The sequence below is a fragment of the Pedobacter chinensis genome (assembly GCF_003339865.1).
Lineage (GTDB): Bacteria > Bacteroidota > Bacteroidia > Sphingobacteriales > Sphingobacteriaceae > Pedobacter > Pedobacter chinensis.
Window position 1 is genome coordinate 652,796 of record NZ_QPKV01000002.1, and the last position, 18,137, is coordinate 670,932.

Genomic DNA, 18,137 nt, shown 5'->3' on the forward strand with positions numbered 1-18,137 from the left:
CTTATTGTTAATATTTAGGGTTTTGTGTTAAGTTGGAATTCAAATCTATATCGCTCTGCGGAATAGGGTAAAGTTCATGTTTTCCAACAATAAAGCCTGTAAAATCAGCATCTCTGCTCGCTAAAGCTGGACTTAAGTCTCCCCAACGTGCTAAATCTGCCCAGCGCCAGCCTTCACCTGCCAGTTCCGTTAAGCGCTCGTGCTTTAACTGTGTTAAAAACTGTGTTTGAGATAAACCAGGTTTAGTTGCAGTTAGGGTAGCCAGGCCTGCTCTTTGCCGTACTCTATCAACATAAGGATAAGCCTCAGCAGTTCTGTTCAAACCATTTAAACATTCGGCATACATTAGTAACACATCTGCATAACGAATTAAGCGATAGTTATTTGGTGAACGGAAACCTTCCTGGTTTTTCCAATGATCGTTTAACAATTTACGAAACCAAACACCATTTGCATCTGGCCCGTTACCATAACGACTGGCAAATGTTTGTCCGTAAACCATTGTTGCTGTCGGGCCGGCAGGATCAGCGTTATTAAAAATAAATGAAACGGCCAAACGGGGGTCTTGAGCACCTGCTACTGTTTTTTCCTGTAAAAACTCGTCAATTAACCACCTACGAGCTGCCCCATCAGAAAAACCAACTCCCGGAGGAGCAAAAAATTGAGAAATCGATGTACCTGTGTTATTTATTCTGGTTTCATCTACATCATCATCAGTACTTTCAGATTGATTTTCGCTAAACTGTATCTCAAAAACAGATTCACTATTATTTTCTCTGGTAATGATAAAATTGTCACGGTAATCGGCTGTTAAGCTATAGGTAGAACTACCGGCACCGGTTACCAAATAAGCAAACGCATCAGCCGCTTGTTGATACATGCGCTGCTGAAGATAAGTTTTTCCCAATAATGCATACGCTGCTCCTTTAGTAGCTCTTCCTAAGTCTGCAGCAGGATAACTTACTGGTAAATCTGCTATCGCTTCATTTAAATCTTTGGCAACCTGAGCATAAGCCTGTTCTGTTGTGGCATTTTCAGGCACATCTTTTGGTTGCGATGGAGACAACATTAATGGCGGCCTGCCGTAATAAAGCGTAAGATTGAAATAGAACAATGCCCTCAAAAACTTTGCTTCAGCAATAATTCTTCTTTTGGTTGTTTCATCCATACTAATTTCAGGTACATTGGCAATTACCTGATTTGCTCTGAAAATACCTACATATAAGGTAGACCAGGTTTGTGCTGTCAGGCCATCATTATAATTGGTTTGATTAAAACGCATCAGGTTGTTTAATCCACCGTCTCCTCCGGAACCAAAACCTTCATCAGATTTTAATATGCCATGGTAAAACATCCAACGGGAATATAAACTTGCTGTACGATAAAAAGTGCTGTAAACCGCATTAATTCCCTTTGTTGCATCTTGACTGGTTTTCCAAAAACTAGCAATGGTAGGTGCATTCGGATTAACAGCATCAAAATCTCTTTTGCAGCCGGAAATGGCAATAAAAGTTGCAGCTAATATGACTATATATTTTTTCATGATTTTCTTTTTATTAATAATTAAAATCCTACACTTAAACCAAATGAAATAATTCTTGATGATGGATAATTTCCATTATCCACGCCTGGCTCAAGATTAGGATTTGCGCCAACAACATCAGGATCAAGACCTTTGTATTTGGTAATGGTAAATAAGTTTTGTCCACTCACATATAAACGGGCACTGCTGATACTCGCTTTCGAGATCAGTTTTGACGGAAAATTATATCCCAGTTCCACATTACGCAACCTCAAAAATGAACCGTCTTCGATCCAACGATCCGTATTACCCCTTGCATTTTCATTTATACCTCTGTCGTTAGCTGCAAACTGATAGCCCAATCTCGGAAAAGTGGTATCTGTATTTGCAAGTGTCCATGGATTGATATCTCTTCTATAGTTGGAGTTACCATAACTGTCAAGCTCTCTTAACACATCATTATATAATTTCTGTCCGAATGCACCATAAAGCTGTATGGAAAGGCTAAAATCCTGATATCTGCCATTAAACTGTAAACCCGAAGTGAACTTTGGAAAAGGAGAGCCGGCAAAAACGCGATCCTTATCGTTAATATCGTCATTTGTACCTCCATCAATGGTGTTTACATAACGAATATCGCCAGGTTTAGCATAGGCACTTTGTGCTCTGTGTGCATTGATTTCTGCTTGGTTTTGAAAAATACCGTCGGTTTTTAACACATAATATTCGCCGATTGAACGGCCAACCTGTGTTCTGGTATTACCCGATTGGATGTAATTTTTTGGCAGTCCGGTATCTAAATCGATTCCTAAATTACCCAACTCCAATACTTTGTTTCTTACCACGCTAATATTTCCTGCAATATCCCATTTAAAAGCACCATCTAATTTTGGCCGGTAGCCAAGGTTCAGCTCGATACCTTTGTTTTGGATCGAACCGATATTAACAATAGGATCACCTTGTAAATTTCCAAGATAACCTGGTAAAGGCTGGCTAAGCAAAACATCTTCAGATACAGATCTGAACACATCAAAATTAACGGTAAACTGATCCCTGAAAAGAGATGCATCAAAACCGAGGTTAGTTGTTTTTTTCTTTTCCCATCTTAAATCTCCTGAAGCCAGTTTGGCCTGGATTGCACCAGCATTAGTTGTTTGGCCTGTGCCAAATATTGCATCCGGAGCCTGATTTAAGAAACCAATATATTGATATGGACTTAATGTATTAACTCCCAATGCACCATACGATCCACGAAGTTTTAAATCAGAAACCCAATCCACTTTAAAGAACTCTTCCTCTGAAATCCTCCAACCTAAAGCGCCCGAAGGGAAATAACCTGTTCTGAATTGAGGCGAGAAACGCGAATCTTTATCGGCACGGAAGGTAAATGTGAGCAAATATTTATCGGCATAAGTATAGTTTAACCTACCTAAATAAGAATTCAATAAACTTTTAAATAATGTTCCGGATGAGTTACGGCCATCGCCTGCAGTTGAAGTCAGCGTTGTAAAATAATCGCCTCCAAATTGCGCAAGCCTAATACCGCTGCCAAAAGTATTATCAGTTTGAGTGGTTTGTTCAGTATAACCAACCACACCATTAATACGATGTTTACCGATATTGTAATTGTAATTTAAAGTATGTTCGAGAAGATAACTCAGAAACTGAGAGCGATTATCACTCAACTGGCTAAAATCCGGGGATTGATTTTGATACCAGGAACCATCTTTCCTTACTGATTTGCTTTTATCGAAACTCGTTTCAATACCGGCATTGAATTTATAGTTTAAACCTTCAATGATTTTAAAATCGATGTAGGCATTTCCCAGTATCTTGGCAAAATTTGACTTTACTGAAGTGATGTTTGCTATGGCTATTTGGTTACGGGAAAAAGTATTGATACTTGCATTCGATCCATAGCCCCAACCGCCTGGATTGTTCGTGCTGATTAAGGAATTATCCTGAACAGGGATTAATGGAACGCTGGTAAACATATCATACCATGGATTGCCTGCAAAAGCCCCTCCCTGAAATGGAGCTCTGGCTGTAGAAGAAGAAATGGCCAGATTTTCGCCGAATTTAAACCTGCCTTTAGTGGTTTCTGTATTTACCCTGAAAGATGCACGCTCAAATTCTCTTGCAATTAATACACCTTTATCTTTAAAGTAACCGCCAGAAATTAAATATCTGGAGCCATTACCACCACCCGAAATACTGGCATTGTAATCCTGAACAGATCCCGTTCTAAGGGTTTCATCAATCCAATCTGTATTTATTCTTCCATTGTAGTTGGCAACACCAGGTTGAATAGCCATACCTGAAGCCTGATAAGCCCTGGTGTTGGTTGCAGCATATTCCGCAGCATCCATCATATTATAGGTTTTCGGAACCTGAGAAACACTGTATCTTGATGTTATCGATATTGTGGCCGGTCCCTCTTTTCCCTTTTTAGTCGTAATTAAAATAACACCATTACCAGCTCTTGAACCATAAATTGCAGCGGCTGAGGCATCTTTTAAGATTTGAACATCTTCTATATCATTAGGGCTGACTGTGGTATTCGGGTCGGCAATCATTCCATCGATAACATATAGTGGATTTGCATTACCAAAAGTTGCCAAACCACGAATATTTACAACAGCCTCCTGCCCTGGTGCACCGCCATTTCTTACAGCAACACCTGGTGTTTGGCCTTGAAGCGCTTCTGGCAGAGACCGGGTTACCAATTTTTCTGTATTACCGGTATTAACAGAACCTGTTGCACCTGTTAAATCTTTTCTTCTGATGGTTTGGTAGCCAATAACCACAACATCATCCAACGCAGTGTTTGATGGTTCAAGTGTAACGTTTATTACCGGATTAGATCCCACCAATATTTCTTTGGCATTATATCCGACATAGTTAAAAACAAGTGTGGCGTTTTCGGGAACGGAAATACTATATTTTCCGCTTGCATCGGTCATTACCACTTTGTTACCACCTTTTACACTTACAGAAACTCCAGGCAGTGTTTCTCCTGTTGATGCCCTTACTGTTCCTGTAATTTGAATATCTGATTTTTCCGCTCCAATTTTAAAAGCGGTTTTATTTATCCCTGAGGCATAATTTGGAGATACCATTGCTGTCGATATCAGCGAAAAAACAAGTATTCTCTTTAAATTACTTACCTGATAAATATGAAATAGATTAAGTAAAGTTTCTTTTTTCATAATTAGTTTACATTTGGTTTTGGTTAATAAATGGATGGTTAAATTGCTCTTTAGCAAGACAGTCTATGAGCATGCGCAATTGGCTTCTTTTCATAAATGGAATAAGTTTATAAGTGGTTAGTTTATGTGTTAAACCGATAGATGATTTAACACAAACAATTTTAGAGATTTGCCACCCAAAAGGATATAAAAATTGATTCTAAATCTGTAACAAATGTTGATTTTTAAACAGCGAACATATTATATTCACATTTTAAAAAAAGGATATAACACATTTAAAATCAAATAATTAAATACATGAATATAATTACTGCTACCTGGATTCGGGTATAAAATCCTTATAAATTATGTTTTGAGTTAAGGCGATTGTTAATCCGAATTATTTTAAGGTATTCTTTTATTGAATAGTGATGAATGCGTAGCAGGGCGCAGAAAGAAACCTTTATTTAACAATCAATTTAGACCTTATGCGGCTTAACGTTTCTAAGCGCATGCAAAGAAAAGAAGCAATATATTTAAGAGGAACTCTATTTACAAGCTCGGGATAGGAACGGGTAAAACGCAGATACCTGCTTTCTGCAGATTGTAATCTGGAAATATAAGCTCGCTCGCAGGCATGAAGATAATGTAACTCTGTCATTTTTCTACCTACATAATTAGCAATACTGAAGTTATTATAAAGATGCCTCGACATGGAATGTGGAACAGCAATGGCCACAACATCTTCAAGCGCCTGAACATAATCTTCAGTGGGTTGATCTTCATCCCATAAATTCCTGATATTACCTACCAGCTCATGTTCTTTTGCAATCCAGGTGGTTATTTCTTTGTTTCCATCTTTCATGTAGCCTCTTGCCACGCCTTTGAGCAAAAGAAATATAAACTTGTTGCGGTGCAGCGGAGATGAAATAAATTTATTTTTCCTGAAAAGTACCGGAAAGGTTTGGGTGTTTATAATTTGCTCTATCTCTGGAGTAAGCTCATGAAATGAACGAAAGACTGTTATTAGTGGGGAAAACCCATTATAGGCCAACCATTTATCTTCAGTATAAAGTCTTTCAGGATTCATAATCAATTAAGGATTTGCAAATATTTAATATTTCAAGCCTTTAAATTAGATATTATTGAACACCTACAAAACATCAATTCGTAAAAATTGTTTTTTCCTATTTGTTTATATATGAAAATTTGAATTATAATTAAGATATTCCAACAGTCCATCGCCATATCACTATTTAATATCGAGATTAAAACATGCTGCCTCGAAAAGAGATAACCTATTCTTATTTGGAGTGCATTTTATCAGGGATTGATTGTTCTGAATGATTTTTAAAAGACTAAAAACGTCAAAAGCAATCTTTTAAGCTGCATTTTTTAATCAAATTATGTGCTAAGCAATTAATCCCATTTCAATTTCAACCTTGTCGTGGCTATAAAAAGCTTATCATTTCAAAAACTTATAAATCACTGCATATCCTGGTAAGAATAAGGTTCAATGTCCGGAAGGATTTGAAATTCTATGTAAGCTTTTTTCGCAGCCATTTGCGAACAGGCTCGTCGTACCATTTTAATGCTGCATAGGCCAAAACTATTCCACCTATTAAAATGAGCAATGCATAGGGCCACGCCTGCACAATCGTTATGCCTTTATGATTGCTGATCCATGCAACGTAAAAATACACCAGCGGATAATGTACCAGATAAAGTGGATAGGATATATCACCCAAAAATTTGCATATCCTGTTTTCTCTCTGTGTTTGCATCACACCACTGGCGCCAAGGTATACGATAAGCGGGAAAACAATGATAATGCAAACAGATTCATAAATTCCGTTCATCCAAACATTCCCAGCGCCGCCAATGCGCGGCATATAAAGTACAACGGCCAATAAAAGGCTGCACCAGAAAAAAGCATTTTTTATTCGGGTTGGTTTTGCTATACGTGAAAGCAACAGACCGGCAAAGAAAGGGTACATGGTACGGGTCAACCCTATGCGTACTTGTTCCACATTCAGTGTCCAGCCACCACTAACGTCACCATTAGTAATAGCCAGATGTGCGAGTGCGATAGCAGCGATGCCGACTAAGATACTTAATGCTGTTTTGGAAAATTTCCTGATCCAGACAGCATAAAGAATGTTGGCAATATATTCAAAGAACAGTGACCATCCCACACTATTCAGGGGGTGCATCTCTTCCCATCCACGTATATCAAGCGACAATGGTACAGGAAGAATAGTATAACCGATCAGCATTACCAGCAGCATTTTCCACACAGGAATGGTATGAATAAGCGGCCATAACGTAGAATCTGTAAAATAGAATCCGATAGCGCCGAGGGTCATCCCTAAAACCACCATTGGTTGAAGACGTTCGATGCGACGTTTGAAAAAACTGCCAGTGGTCATTTTATCCCAGCGGTCGTCATAAGCATAGCCGATCACGAAACCCGATAGTAAAAAGAAAAGGTCGACAGCCAGATAACCGTGATTGACGAGATTATCTAAATGACCAGTAGCCAGTGGCTCGGTTAGGTGAAATGTTACAACGATTATGGCTGCGACACCGCGAAGACCATCTAATATGGGGTAGTGTGGCTTGGTGGCCAGCTCATTATTGTTCATTAACTAAATCGGATATACAGACTATAAAAATGACGCAAATTATAAAAAAAATGCATAGGTGGCAAGCTGGGCAGTATGAACACAAACCAGGAAAAACATTCATATCGCTCTTTTAAAGCAATTGAAGTCAGCTTTACTGTAATGGGATTAGCATTTACCTATATGAATTATAAAATATTACTTTTCTGAAAGTTGAAGCGGCGTAAAACGATTAAGATAACACCTCCAAACATTTATATTTCGAAATTGAATTTCCAAAGGCATGGATGGTTTGGTACTTCAGCAAGAAACTGTATATGGACAAGGAATCCGTGCATAAATCGTCCACATAAAAAGAGGCTGCCTTTATGAGACAGCCTCTTTATCATAACTAAGACTATTTATCTGTGAACAGATAATTGCGATTAATTAATCGCCATCAGTACCATTTTTTCAATCCTGAGCAAAAGATACCATTCCCGTATTCAAAGATTAAAATCTCTGAATAACTAAAATTAAAAAATGCCTCATATTATTAACAACGAAGTAGATTAAACATATAAATAAATAGATTATAATAATAGTGGAAAAGATAATCTTAAATAGCGACAATATTTGTAGCGATTAACCCATTATCACTTAATACGATTTCAAAGTAAACCCATGAATTAATCGTGACAGAACTTAGAAGATCCTTGAAAGAAAAGTAAATATCCTGACAATTTTCATCGATAATAATTCCGCTGTTTTGCTCAATATCAATATGTGCAACCACTCCTTTTCTTTGTTGGCTCATTTATATCATTGCGTATAAAACTTAGCAATTATACTTAAATAAGTATAATTAAACATACAAAGTTATTTTTTTAACACAACATATAGCTCTTTTTGGTTTTTAAAGTAATGTATAATCAAAATGACACCAATAATATTATGTAAAAAAACTGATTCATAGACAAATAAATCTTGAAATGTTTAAATTATTTGTATATTTAGATTAGTAATTCTAAATAACCACTAAAACCTCCCATTTAATTGTTATAATAACCTAAAAACATTTATTATGAACAATAAAGCCCAAAACACCATAGAAAAAAATGAAATAATTGATATTTCAGAAGAAAAAGATTGCAATTACTGGACAAACAGACTCGGTGTGACAATCGAAGTATTAAAATCAGCAATAAGAGCTACCAGATGCGTTGCATTAAATGAGATTTCTGATTATTTAAGCCGAAATGAGAATAAACGTTTCGTGGTATAGTAATTGAAATATCTTTTTTAAAGAAACAATTCATTTCATCCTTCCGTAAACTTCAACCATTTCACTTAGCCATTTTTTGACAGGGGGTAGCATTGCTGTGTTTAACCGCCATAACCAATTGCCCTGTGCATTTCCTGGAGTATTCATCCTTGTTTCTCCGTAGAGGCCTAAAACATCTTGAATTGGCATAATGGCTATTTCTGCAGATGAGGAATATGCAAGCCTGATCATTTTTTGATGAATGTTGTCTTTATTCACTTCACTCCCTATATATTTGTTTATTCTTTGCTTTGTCAGATCATCAATTTCCTGAGTAAACCATCCTTTTAGTGTATTGTTATCATGTGTTCCTGTATAAACCATACAATTTTTCGTATTAAAATTATGAGGGATATGAGGCGACGAAACCAGATCGGTTCCAAAAGAAAATTGTAGTACTTTCATTCCAGGTAGTTTAAACCGATCTCTCAATATTTCTACATCTTCGGTAATTTCTCCTAAATCTTCAGCAATAAAAGGCAATTCGGGCCACTCGCTTTGTATTGTTTTAAAAAAATCAGCACCCACGCTTTTTTGCCATGTCCCATTTATGGCGTCATCATTCTCTGCGGGAACTGCCCAATACGATGAAAATGCCCTGAAATGATCGAGGCGCAATAAATCGAACATTTCCATGTTTTTCTTTAAACGCTTTATCCACCAATCGTAACGATTACGCTTCATTTCCTGCCAGTTAAAAACCGGCATTCCCCAGAGCTGTCCTTTTTCGCTAAAATAATCTGGTGGAACTCCTGCAATTTGAGTTGGTTTCAAATCTTTATCAAGCTTAAAAAGCTCAGGTTGCGACCAAACCTCAACTGAATCGTAATCCAGATAAAAAGGAAGATCGCCAATAATTTTGATTCCATTCTGATTTGCATACTCTTTTAACTGGACCCATTGTTTGAAAAAAACAAATTGCTGCCATTTAAATTCATCAATCTCCGAAAAATGTTTTTCAGCAAATGATAAAATTGTTTTATGATCTTTTATTTTGAATTCACGAGGCCATTTGTACCATTCTAAATGCTGATGATTCTTTTTAATGGCACAATAAATTGCATAATTGTCCAGCCAATTTCTCTCCTGCTCACAAAATTGATAATATTCATTCAGAAGTCCTGAATCTTTCGATTTAATAAAGTTTTTATACGCCTTTTTAAGCAAGTTACCCTTCAGTTTTTCTACTTTTTGAAAGTCAATTCTATCATCTACGGGTAATTTGGCCAAAACCAAATCTTTTTCTGTCAATAAATCGCGGGTAACCAATCCATCAGGAGCAATTAAAAATACATTTCCCGCTTTGGCAGAGTTGCTTGAATAAGGAGAATGACCATTCTCTGCTTTTGTTGGATTGAGTGGCAATAACTGCCAATAGCTTTGATTTGTCTCCTTAAGAAAGTCAATGAATTGCATGGCTTCAGAACCAAAATCTCCAATTCCGTAATTAGATGGCAGTGATGTAATGTGCATTAAAATACCAGCAGATCTTTGATTTTCTCTGGTTTTCGATTCAAGTATTCCAATTGGAATTTCATCGAATATCTGATTTAATAATATCCCTGCATTTAGAAAATCCTTTACATCGTTTTTGCCTGATATTACATTACTCCAGGTTGTTGGTGCTTTTTCAGGAAGGATAACCTGAGTGTCGAGCCAGTCAAATTTGTTAACTTTTTCATTGCCCGCTATCGCTGCCATGCCCAGCGGCACAACTATAAAAATCCAGTGATCGTGATGTTTCCTTGCAAAAGCAAACACATTTGAAGCATAAACTCCCTTAATTTCCAAAGGAATGTAATCACCGGATATAAAAACATCGGCGTTTTGTTTCCTGAAGTTAATTAACTGTCTGGTTAGCCATAGCTTTATTTTGCCAGAATAACGTTCATTCCACAACACTTCAACCGATTGAGTATCTGCAAGAAATTTTTTGCGCTTAGGATAATCTACAGGCCTTCGGTTATCGGGATCAACTAAACTTAAATCCCAAAGTTCTGTGCCCTGATAAATATCGGGAATACCAGGACAAGTGAACTTCAACACAAGCTGTGCTAAACTATTTATGATGCCAAAATCTGCTATTCTATTCAAAAATTCTGTAATGATGCTGAAATTCTCTCCTCTTTCACTCCACAAATTAGCTGCGAATTCTTTTACCAATCGTTCATAATCATCATTGGGTTCAGCCCAGTCTGATCGTTTTTTAGCTTCTCTTAAGGCTTTTTCAATATATAGCTGCAGGCGTCCAGGAAGATTATCTTCCTCTTCTCCAGGCATTGGCAAGGCTCCTAAAATCGTTTGAAGAATTAAATAGGAATCATTTTTATGTACATCACTGAAAGTGTTATTATCCTTCTTTAATTTTTCAACTACAGCTATAAAATTGTTTACTACCTGTGCCCATTCATTAGGAAGATCAGTCAATACATTTAATCGTGCCCTAACATCCTCCCCCTTTTTCGTATCGTGGGTCGAACTGCCGTTCAATGAAAGCGGCCAGTGTAATTGGCGGTTTATCATTTTTGCATGGAATTCGGCTACACTTAAACCAAAGGCATCCGGAGCATCTCCAACTTCAGTGTGCCCTACAAATCTGTTATAGGTAAACATTACTGTATCTTCCACCCCTTTTGCCATTAAAGGCCCTGTAAATTGCATTAACCTTTGATAAAATCTGGTTAATTTTTGATTGTAAAGTTTATTGCCTCTCTTTGGTTTTTCAAGAAAAATCTTTTTTAAAAACTCAGCAACTTTATTCTTATTAATTCCACTTAACAAGGTTTTTAACTTTACATGATCATCCTGAGCCAATGGAAAATCATAATTGTAATACCGGTAAACAGGCATTTGGATGAGCATTTCTCCAATTCCGGTTTTTAACTGCTCTTTTCCAATGGCTTCAATTTCATCTTTTGGCGCCAAATTCAAAGAGATAAACCATTCAAGGAGATTATTAAGTTCACCTTGCATGTGGTCAAAAAGAATAGCGGTTTTCTTTTCTTTAATAAGCATTTGAGGATCTAAATCCTTACCCGTGATTTTTTTATAAATATGATCGAAATTTCTTTTGGTCGATTGATTTGTGAACAGGTTATTCATCATGGCCAAAAAATCGTAGCCTGTATTACCTTGTGCATTCCAATCATCTGGCATCTGTTCATTAAGTTCCAAAATCTTTTCGACAACGATATAAATATCATCACCCGCAGCTTTGCGCAAGCGATCTAAATATTGTTTCGGATCATAAAGCCCATCAATATGATCAATTCTTATGCCTTGAAACACACCTTTTTGAACCAGTTCCAATATATATTCATGATAAAGATTGAAATTCTCGTCATCCTGAATGTTTAAACAAATTAAACTATTAACAGTAAAAAAGCGCCTATAATTTATAGTGCTATTGGTTTCCTGCCAGTTGCAAAGCCGATAAAATTGTTCATTTGCAATTTCCTTTATGATTGTTTTATCATTAATTTCCTTTAAACTCTTTCTCTTAAGTTTTTTCTCAGATGACAAGCGCAACGGCCAGTTTGCTCCACCATAACTGAGATAGTGTTTTTTATTAATCTGTACGATCTTTAGCTCCGATTGATCAATTACTTCAGTTAAATCATCGCCTAAAAACGGGACCATCAGCTGTTGATGATTTGAAATATCAATATCGAAAAATGATGCGAATGAAGATTCCACTCCTTTTTCCAATACATCCATTAACCATTTATTTTCCTGATGAAAGGCCATGTGATTTGGAACAATATCCTGTAACCAATTTATTCCCGCAGCCTTTAATTTTTTTGAAATGGCCAGCAATTCTTTTTCTGTGCCAATTTCAGGATTTATACGATGAGGATTTACGATATCATAACCATGAGTACTGCCATTAACCGCCTCAAATATGGGAGAGGCATAAATCGTATCAATACCAAGTTTTTTTAAATAAGGTAAAATCTTATCCAGTGATTTAAAATTAAAATCTTTATGAAATTGAATACGATAAGTAGAAGTTGGCTTAAACATTTGGCGCTATAAAAATTAGAATCGATTCAGGAGAAATAGAAATATCATTTTTAGGAAAAGTGCTGCAATTTTCATCTTTACCACCCCACTCCTGAGCCGCAGAATTAAATATTAATTTGTGATCGAATGTATTTGTGACACACAAAATCTGTTGTTGTCTGGAAAAATTCATCAGACAGATTATTTTTTGTTTTTCTTCCCAGCGATTAAGAATCAAGCAATTCTGATCTTTAAATACATCGACATTTAAATGATTTCGGTTGAGCTTTGACAAGGCGGGCAATGATTTGCGCAGCTTGATAATTGATTTATAATAAGTATACAGGAGTTGATGCTTTTCCTTTTTTAAATTATCCCAGTTTAACTTGGCACGATTAAAGGTTTCTTCACTTTGAGGATCTGGTATATTCTGATCATCATGAAATGCGGCAAACTCTGCTTTTCTTCCCTTTCTTACTGCTTCAACTAAATCTTTATCGCTATGGCTTATAAAAAACTGGAATGGATTTGTTTCTCCATATTCTTCTCCCATAAAAATTAGTGGTAGAAAAGGGCTGCATATCACTGCAGCGGCCATAAGCTTCAGCATTTCAAAACTCACTAACTTACTGGTTCGCTCGCCAAGCATACGATTCCCGACCTGATCGTGATTTTGAGAAAAAACCACAAATTGCTCTCCTTCATTCTCAGTAGCTTTTATACCGAACTTTTTCTTCCTGTGAGGAGAATATTGCCCATCATACACATAAGCATCATGAAAAGACTTTGCCAAATCTTCAATACCATTAAAATCTGAATAATAACCTTGTTGTGGTTGCCCTGCAGTTACCCGCAGTGCATGATGAAACTCATCAATCCATTGCGCATCCATGCCATAGCCTTTTTCTGCTAAAGGATTGATGTATTTATTATCATTTAAATCAAGTTCAACGATGAGGTAGTGATTTCTTTTACTCCATGCAGAAAGTTGAGCAACGTATTGCTTTATTTCGGCAAGAATATGTTTCGTGCTAAAATCTTTAATGGCATGAACAGCATCTAATCTTAGCGCATCGATATGAAAATCCCGAAACCACATTAATACATTCTCGATAAAATAATGACGCACAGGATCGCAGTCAGCATCATCAAAATTTATAGCATTGCCCCATGGTGTTTGATATTTATTGGTAAAATAGGGTCCAAAATCGTTAAAATAATTTCCTTCCGGCCCCATGTGGTTATAAACCACATCCAAAATTACGGCCAGGCCTTTTTCATGACAGGCATTTACCAAATGTTGCAGGGACATTGGTCCGCCATAAGTATTTTGAACCGCGAACGGATAAACGCCATCATAGCCCCAGTTTCTGCCTCCGGGAAATTGAGATACAGGCATAATTTCAATGGCTGTTATCCCTAAATCAACTAAATAATCCAGTTTTTGTTCAATGGATGCAAAATCTCCATTTGGCGTGAAAGTTCCGGTATGCAGCTCATAAATAACGAAATCAGCTAAACACATACCCTTCCGGTTTTGATCAGTCCAATTAAACGATTTTAAATTTAGTGCTGTTGAATAACCGTTAACGCCATTTTTTTGAAAAACCGATGCAGGATCAGCTCTTCTTAATTGTTTTATTTCTGATTGATTTTGCGTTGTTTCATCTGAATGTGAAATTTCAAAACCATATTCGTATGTTTCTCTGATTTGATCAGTTTGAAGAAACCAATAACCAAATTCTTGTTTAAGCATTGGCAATTTCAAATCCTGATCAGGAAGCAATACCGATACAGCTATTACGTATGGTGCCCAAAGCCAAATTTCAGCTTTACCGCAATCTAAAAACCTTAAACCTATCTTTCGCTCCCGAATGTCAATTTCCATAATCTATGGCTTAAGCTCCTGCGTTTCTCTTAAATTCTGTTGTAAATAATTTACCTTATTCTCTGCCCATATTCTTACATCGGTATTTTTTAAACCTTCTGGATTTATCGCTTTTACGTGGTAGCCGATCATATTCTGATCACTCTCTACCAGCATGGAGAACAAATTAATCTTGTAATCTGAGGTTGATTTTTGTAATTGTTCAATTTTATTTTTCTGTTGATCAGAAAGCATTACCATCTGCCAATCAATGTCAAGGGTTAGAGATTTTAGTTCGGATAAATAGTTTTCCAAATTTCTTGTCCTTTTTAACCCCAGATTAACCAAATGATTATCGTTCGCGTTTTTTTGTAACTCCAGATTAAGCTGTTGCTGAAAAATCAATTCGGAATTTACTGTAGAAACAAATGTGGTATTTTCAATTTTATAATCACTTAAACCGTCGTTTTTGCAAGCGGATAAGGTTACAATTGCGATAAATAAGAATGTTAACCTGTAAAAAGCCATAATTTTTACTTTTTATTTTTAGCCTTATTCATTCTAATGTTCATTTCTTCTTTCACTTGCCTCTCATTTTCTCCACTATTAGCTGATTTATTTTTTTCAAACTCACTTTTAGCGCCAACAGCGGCAATTGCTTTATCTTCATCGCTACCTTTTTTACTGTCAGATTTTGCCATAATACCTCGTGTTTATTTAACTGAAACAATAATCAAAATCAAAAGGTTTTAGAATTCAGCATCCATATCAAGCGTTTTTAAAAACTAATCTTTCAACTATTGATTCAGCGAAAAGCTATCAATCTCCTGACCATCAGATGTTACAAAACTTATTTTAGCTAAAGTATTTTCATCAATGATTTCTACAATATGGGCTTTTAATTCTTCAGATAAACCTTCCACATCTTCTATCTTATTTACTGTAATTTCTATTTCAGCAGGCCCTTTTTGCTTAATGCTTTCAACTCTTTTTCCTAAGAAAAGATTTAACAGATCAATTAACTCTTCCATAATTTAATTTTTATTTAAGAATAAGCGGAAAACATTATAAAATGTTTGATTTAAAATTTAGAGCGCATCATTCTGCACTGTATTAAAATAGGAGCAGATAGTTAATATTGCCAAAAACAGCAGGAATTTAATTGAGTATAAATACTGAAAAATGCAATTCACGAAAATATTACCGTGCTAATTAAATATAAGCCTACATGAGCTTAAACATGTTTATATGCTTTTAAGAAAGCATTTCCCCTTACCAACCCCCTTCAATTGGTATAACATTTGTTGAAATTCAGGTCATCATCCTAACCAGAAATATCATGACTCAAATTGAATTTAACAACATGGTTAACAGCCATTCTTCATCACTTAGATTGCATGCCTTAAATTTCACAAAAGATGTAGAAGATGCGAATGATCTTGTTCAGGACACCATGTTAAAGGCGATTAGGTTTTACCAGAATTTTGAAGAAGGAACGAATTTCAAAGGCTGGCTCTTTGTGATTATGAAAAATACATTCATTAATAATTATCGAAAAAACACGAAAGCCAAAATCTTAATTACGCAGGATGACGACATTTCTTCGGCCAATTTATTACTCAGTGCAGAAAAAAACGGAAGTGTGAGTAAAATGATCGTTGATGATATTCAAAAAGCGCTTGATCATTTACCGGAGGCTTATAGCATTCCATTTATTAAATATTTTGAAGGTTTTAAGTATCATGAAATTGCCGATGAGTTACAGATACCGCTGGGAACGGTAAAAACACGAATCCATGTAGCCCGTGAAATGCTTAAAAAATACTTGAAAATGTATGCTAAAGATGGCAGCGATTTATAACTGAGCGTTTAGTCAGTTGGAGCTTTCAGGCTAACTTAACACACCTTTTACAAGCAATTTCCATTGCAATACCGATATGCCAAGGAATCCTGACACTGCAATTATCGTATTTCTGGCTTTATCAATTAATTTATCTGTACTCATATTCGGAATTTCATTACGCCCATGAACTTCAGCAGAAACCGTTTTCGCTTTTCTGGTAACCATAAAAGTTGATGTGGCATCAGCCTTAAAGAAATGTGCTGTTTTATCGCGTGGTTTTCCGGGCGGCGCAGATGGACGAAATCTCATATAAAAAACAGACTCATCCTCGCCATCACTAATTTCTTCCAGATGCTCAACCTTTATATAATCATTACCGTTACCAATTTTTGTACCGGGCCCTGGAATATCTATGCTGACAAAATCGCCAACTTTTACGTTTCGGTTTACCTGCTTTCCATCAGAATCAAGGAGATTGAAAACACTGGCCTCCATCTTAGAAATCTGATGCCATTGACCAACATTTAACATTCGGCTTTTAGCAAGTTGATAAAATTCTTTAGCTTCTGTTTCGTTAGAGAAACTACGCTGCTCAACCGCATCTGTTTGTTGCCCAACCAATTGTTCAGGAATAAATTCTTTTATATCCATAATAATGCTACTGTTTTTATAATAATCATAGCATTTATGTTTTTGTTTTATTTTTCGAAAAAATCTACTTCCTATATCTGCGCCAAACGCTATATTTCGATGTGAGGTTCGTTATTATTTATCAAACAGCGATAAAATCGCTCTCATTACTAATGGACTTAAAAAAAGAGCCTGATCATGTTGTAATTGATACAGGCCCTTTTAAAATTATATTTTAGTTTTATTGCTGTGAAGTTTCAGGCGCCTTGCCAATCAAATCCATAAACTGATCCAGTTTAGGCGTAATGATAATTTGTGTACGTCTGTTTTTAGCCTTACCAGCAGTAGTTGCATTATCAGCAACCGGATTAAATTCACCTCTGCCGCCCGCAGTTAATCGCTTAGGATCAACTCCATACTTGTTTTGTAATACCTGAACAACAGATGATGCGCGTAAAGCACTTAAATCCCAATTATTACGAATATTGGTTTGTGAAATTGGTACGTTATCAGTATTACCTTCAATCAATACATCATAAGTACTATAATCTTTAATGATTTTAGCAATTTTGCTTAATGTTTCGCCAGCCTTATCGTTTACTTCGTAACTACCAGATTTGTAAAGCATGTTATCAGCTAGTGAGATATAAACCACTCCTTTTAATACCTGAACATCAACCTCACTTAATTCTTCTCTACTTAAAGAACGGGTCAAATTATTAGTTAACACCATATTAAGCGAATCACTTTTATTTTTAGCATTAATTAATTGTTTAATGTATTTGTTTGAACTGTTGATTTCATCAACCAGTTTAGAAATGTTAACATTACCCTGGTTACTCGAATTTAAACATTTATTTAAAGCATCCTGTAGTGCAGAAACATTTGCCCTTTCTGAAGAAATTTGTTCTTCTAAACTTTTAACCCTACTGCTGGCGCCTGAAAGTTCGCGCTGGCTGTCCTGGTATTTATTACTAAGCTCTTGATTCCTTTCTCTCAACTTTGAGTAAGTATCCTGAAGTTCAGTATATTTCTTATTGCTCACACAACCAGAAATAAGAACAATTGAAAAGAGCATTATTGGGATTGATTTATAAAGTTTCATAATCTTATTTTTTTTAGCTTAATTTTAAACAAATTCCTTGCCGTAATGTTTTA

The 18,137-nt window shown here is 36.0% G+C and carries 14 protein-coding genes; 2 read left to right on the top strand and 12 right to left on the bottom strand.

The annotated features are described in order from the left end of the window. Window positions 1–7 precede the first annotated feature (7 nt). The 5 genes from DU508_RS04115 to DU508_RS04135 form a co-directional block, all read right to left on the bottom strand. On the bottom strand, window positions 8–1,543 hold the full coding sequence (locus DU508_RS04115) for a RagB/SusD family nutrient uptake outer membrane protein (protein WP_199562636.1): 1,536 nt from the start codon (window positions 1,541–1,543) through the stop codon (window positions 8–10). 20 nt (window positions 1,544–1,563) lie between these two features. Further along, complete coding sequence (locus DU508_RS04120) at window positions 1,564–4,731, bottom strand: SusC/RagA family TonB-linked outer membrane protein (protein ID WP_115401549.1); 3,168 nt, start codon at window positions 4,729–4,731, stop codon at window positions 1,564–1,566. 442 nt (window positions 4,732–5,173) lie between these two features. Further along, window positions 5,174–5,800 carry a Crp/Fnr family transcriptional regulator gene (locus tag DU508_RS04125; protein WP_115401550.1) on the bottom strand — a complete coding sequence of 209 codons (627 nt, stop codon included), beginning with the start codon at window positions 5,798–5,800 and terminating at the stop codon, window positions 5,174–5,176. A 448-nt stretch (window positions 5,801–6,248) separates the two neighbouring features. Next, a complete protein-coding gene (locus DU508_RS04130; RefSeq protein ID WP_115401551.1) occupies window positions 6,249–7,355 on the bottom strand; it encodes an acyltransferase family protein in 1,107 nt (368 codons plus the stop codon). 577 nt (window positions 7,356–7,932) lie between these two features. After that, window positions 7,933–8,130 carry a hypothetical protein gene (locus DU508_RS04135; RefSeq protein WP_115401552.1) on the bottom strand — a complete coding sequence of 66 codons (198 nt, stop codon included), beginning with the start codon at window positions 8,128–8,130 and terminating at the stop codon, window positions 7,933–7,935. A 267-nt stretch (window positions 8,131–8,397) separates the two neighbouring features. Between DU508_RS04135 and DU508_RS04140 the strand changes: the two genes are divergently transcribed. Next, window positions 8,398–8,598, top strand: coding sequence for a DUF3606 domain-containing protein (locus DU508_RS04140; RefSeq protein ID WP_115401553.1), 201 nt, complete (start codon window positions 8,398–8,400; stop codon window positions 8,596–8,598). A 30-nt stretch (window positions 8,599–8,628) separates the two neighbouring features. On the opposite strand, the gene treY is transcribed toward DU508_RS04140, so the two are convergent. From treY to DU508_RS04160, 5 genes are all read right to left on the bottom strand, one after another. Beyond that, entirely contained in the window at window positions 8,629–12,660 is a 4,032-nt protein-coding gene (gene treY, locus DU508_RS04145; RefSeq protein WP_115401554.1) for a malto-oligosyltrehalose synthase, read from the bottom strand. Then, on the bottom strand, window positions 12,653–14,527 hold the full coding sequence (gene treZ / locus DU508_RS04150; RefSeq protein WP_233509389.1) for a malto-oligosyltrehalose trehalohydrolase: 1,875 nt from the start codon (window positions 14,525–14,527) through the stop codon (window positions 12,653–12,655). The genes treY and treZ overlap by 8 nt, the downstream gene beginning before the upstream one ends. Window positions 14,528–14,530: 3 nt before the next feature. Beyond that, window positions 14,531–15,034, bottom strand: a complete 504-nt coding sequence (locus DU508_RS04155; protein WP_115401556.1) for a hypothetical protein — start codon at window positions 15,032–15,034, stop codon at window positions 14,531–14,533. A gap of 5 nt (window positions 15,035–15,039) precedes the next feature. Beyond that, window positions 15,040–15,207 carry a hypothetical protein gene (locus DU508_RS23770; protein ID WP_158542123.1) on the bottom strand — a complete coding sequence of 56 codons (168 nt, stop codon included), beginning with the start codon at window positions 15,205–15,207 and terminating at the stop codon, window positions 15,040–15,042. Window positions 15,208–15,303: 96 nt separating this feature from the next. After that, the gene (locus DU508_RS04160) at window positions 15,304–15,537 is read right to left on the bottom strand and encodes a hypothetical protein (protein ID WP_115401557.1); all 234 of its coding nucleotides are present in this window, start codon (window positions 15,535–15,537) and stop codon (window positions 15,304–15,306) included. A 308-nt stretch (window positions 15,538–15,845) separates the two neighbouring features. On the opposite strand from DU508_RS04160, the gene DU508_RS04165 reads away from it, so the two are divergent. Next, a complete protein-coding gene (locus DU508_RS04165; protein WP_115401558.1) occupies window positions 15,846–16,367 on the top strand; it encodes an RNA polymerase sigma factor in 522 nt (173 codons plus the stop codon). 30 nt (window positions 16,368–16,397) lie between these two features. Here the strand turns inward: DU508_RS04165 and DU508_RS04170 are convergent, their stop codons facing one another. Both DU508_RS04170 and DU508_RS04175 read right to left on the bottom strand, forming a co-directional pair. After that, the gene (locus DU508_RS04170; protein ID WP_115401559.1) at window positions 16,398–17,000 is read right to left on the bottom strand and encodes a hypothetical protein; all 603 of its coding nucleotides are present in this window, start codon (window positions 16,998–17,000) and stop codon (window positions 16,398–16,400) included. A 220-nt stretch (window positions 17,001–17,220) separates the two neighbouring features. Beyond that, window positions 17,221–18,084, bottom strand: a complete 864-nt coding sequence (locus DU508_RS04175; protein ID WP_115401560.1) for an OmpA/MotB family protein — start codon at window positions 18,082–18,084, stop codon at window positions 17,221–17,223. Window positions 18,085–18,137: the final 53 nt, after the last annotated feature.

Coding starts and splice junctions, on each gene's coding strand:
- DU508_RS04115 (WP_199562636.1), bottom strand. CDS start 1,543: ATGAAAAAATATATAGTCATATTAGCTGCAACTTTTATTGCCATTTCC.
- DU508_RS04120 (WP_115401549.1), bottom strand. CDS start 4,731: ATGAAAAAAGAAACTTTACTTAATCTATTTCATATTTATCAGGTAAGT.
- DU508_RS04125 (WP_115401550.1), bottom strand. CDS start 5,800: ATGAATCCTGAAAGACTTTATACTGAAGATAAATGGTTGGCCTATAAT.
- DU508_RS04130 (WP_115401551.1), bottom strand. CDS start 7,355: ATGAACAATAATGAGCTGGCCACCAAGCCACACTACCCCATATTAGAT.
- DU508_RS04135 (WP_115401552.1), bottom strand. CDS start 8,130: ATGAGCCAACAAAGAAAAGGAGTGGTTGCACATATTGATATTGAGCAA.
- DU508_RS04140 (WP_115401553.1), top strand. CDS start 8,398: ATGAACAATAAAGCCCAAAACACCATAGAAAAAAATGAAATAATTGAT.
- treY (WP_115401554.1), bottom strand. CDS start 12,660: ATGTTTAAGCCAACTTCTACTTATCGTATTCAATTTCATAAAGATTTT.
- treZ (WP_233509389.1), bottom strand. CDS start 14,527: ATGGAAATTGACATTCGGGAGCGAAAGATAGGTTTAAGGTTTTTAGAT.
- DU508_RS04155 (WP_115401556.1), bottom strand. CDS start 15,034: ATGGCTTTTTACAGGTTAACATTCTTATTTATCGCAATTGTAACCTTA.
- DU508_RS23770 (WP_158542123.1), bottom strand. CDS start 15,207: ATGGCAAAATCTGACAGTAAAAAAGGTAGCGATGAAGATAAAGCAATT.
- DU508_RS04160 (WP_115401557.1), bottom strand. CDS start 15,537: ATGGAAGAGTTAATTGATCTGTTAAATCTTTTCTTAGGAAAAAGAGTT.
- DU508_RS04165 (WP_115401558.1), top strand. CDS start 15,846: ATGACTCAAATTGAATTTAACAACATGGTTAACAGCCATTCTTCATCA.
- DU508_RS04170 (WP_115401559.1), bottom strand. CDS start 17,000: ATGGATATAAAAGAATTTATTCCTGAACAATTGGTTGGGCAACAAACA.
- DU508_RS04175 (WP_115401560.1), bottom strand. CDS start 18,084: ATGAAACTTTATAAATCAATCCCAATAATGCTCTTTTCAATTGTTCTT.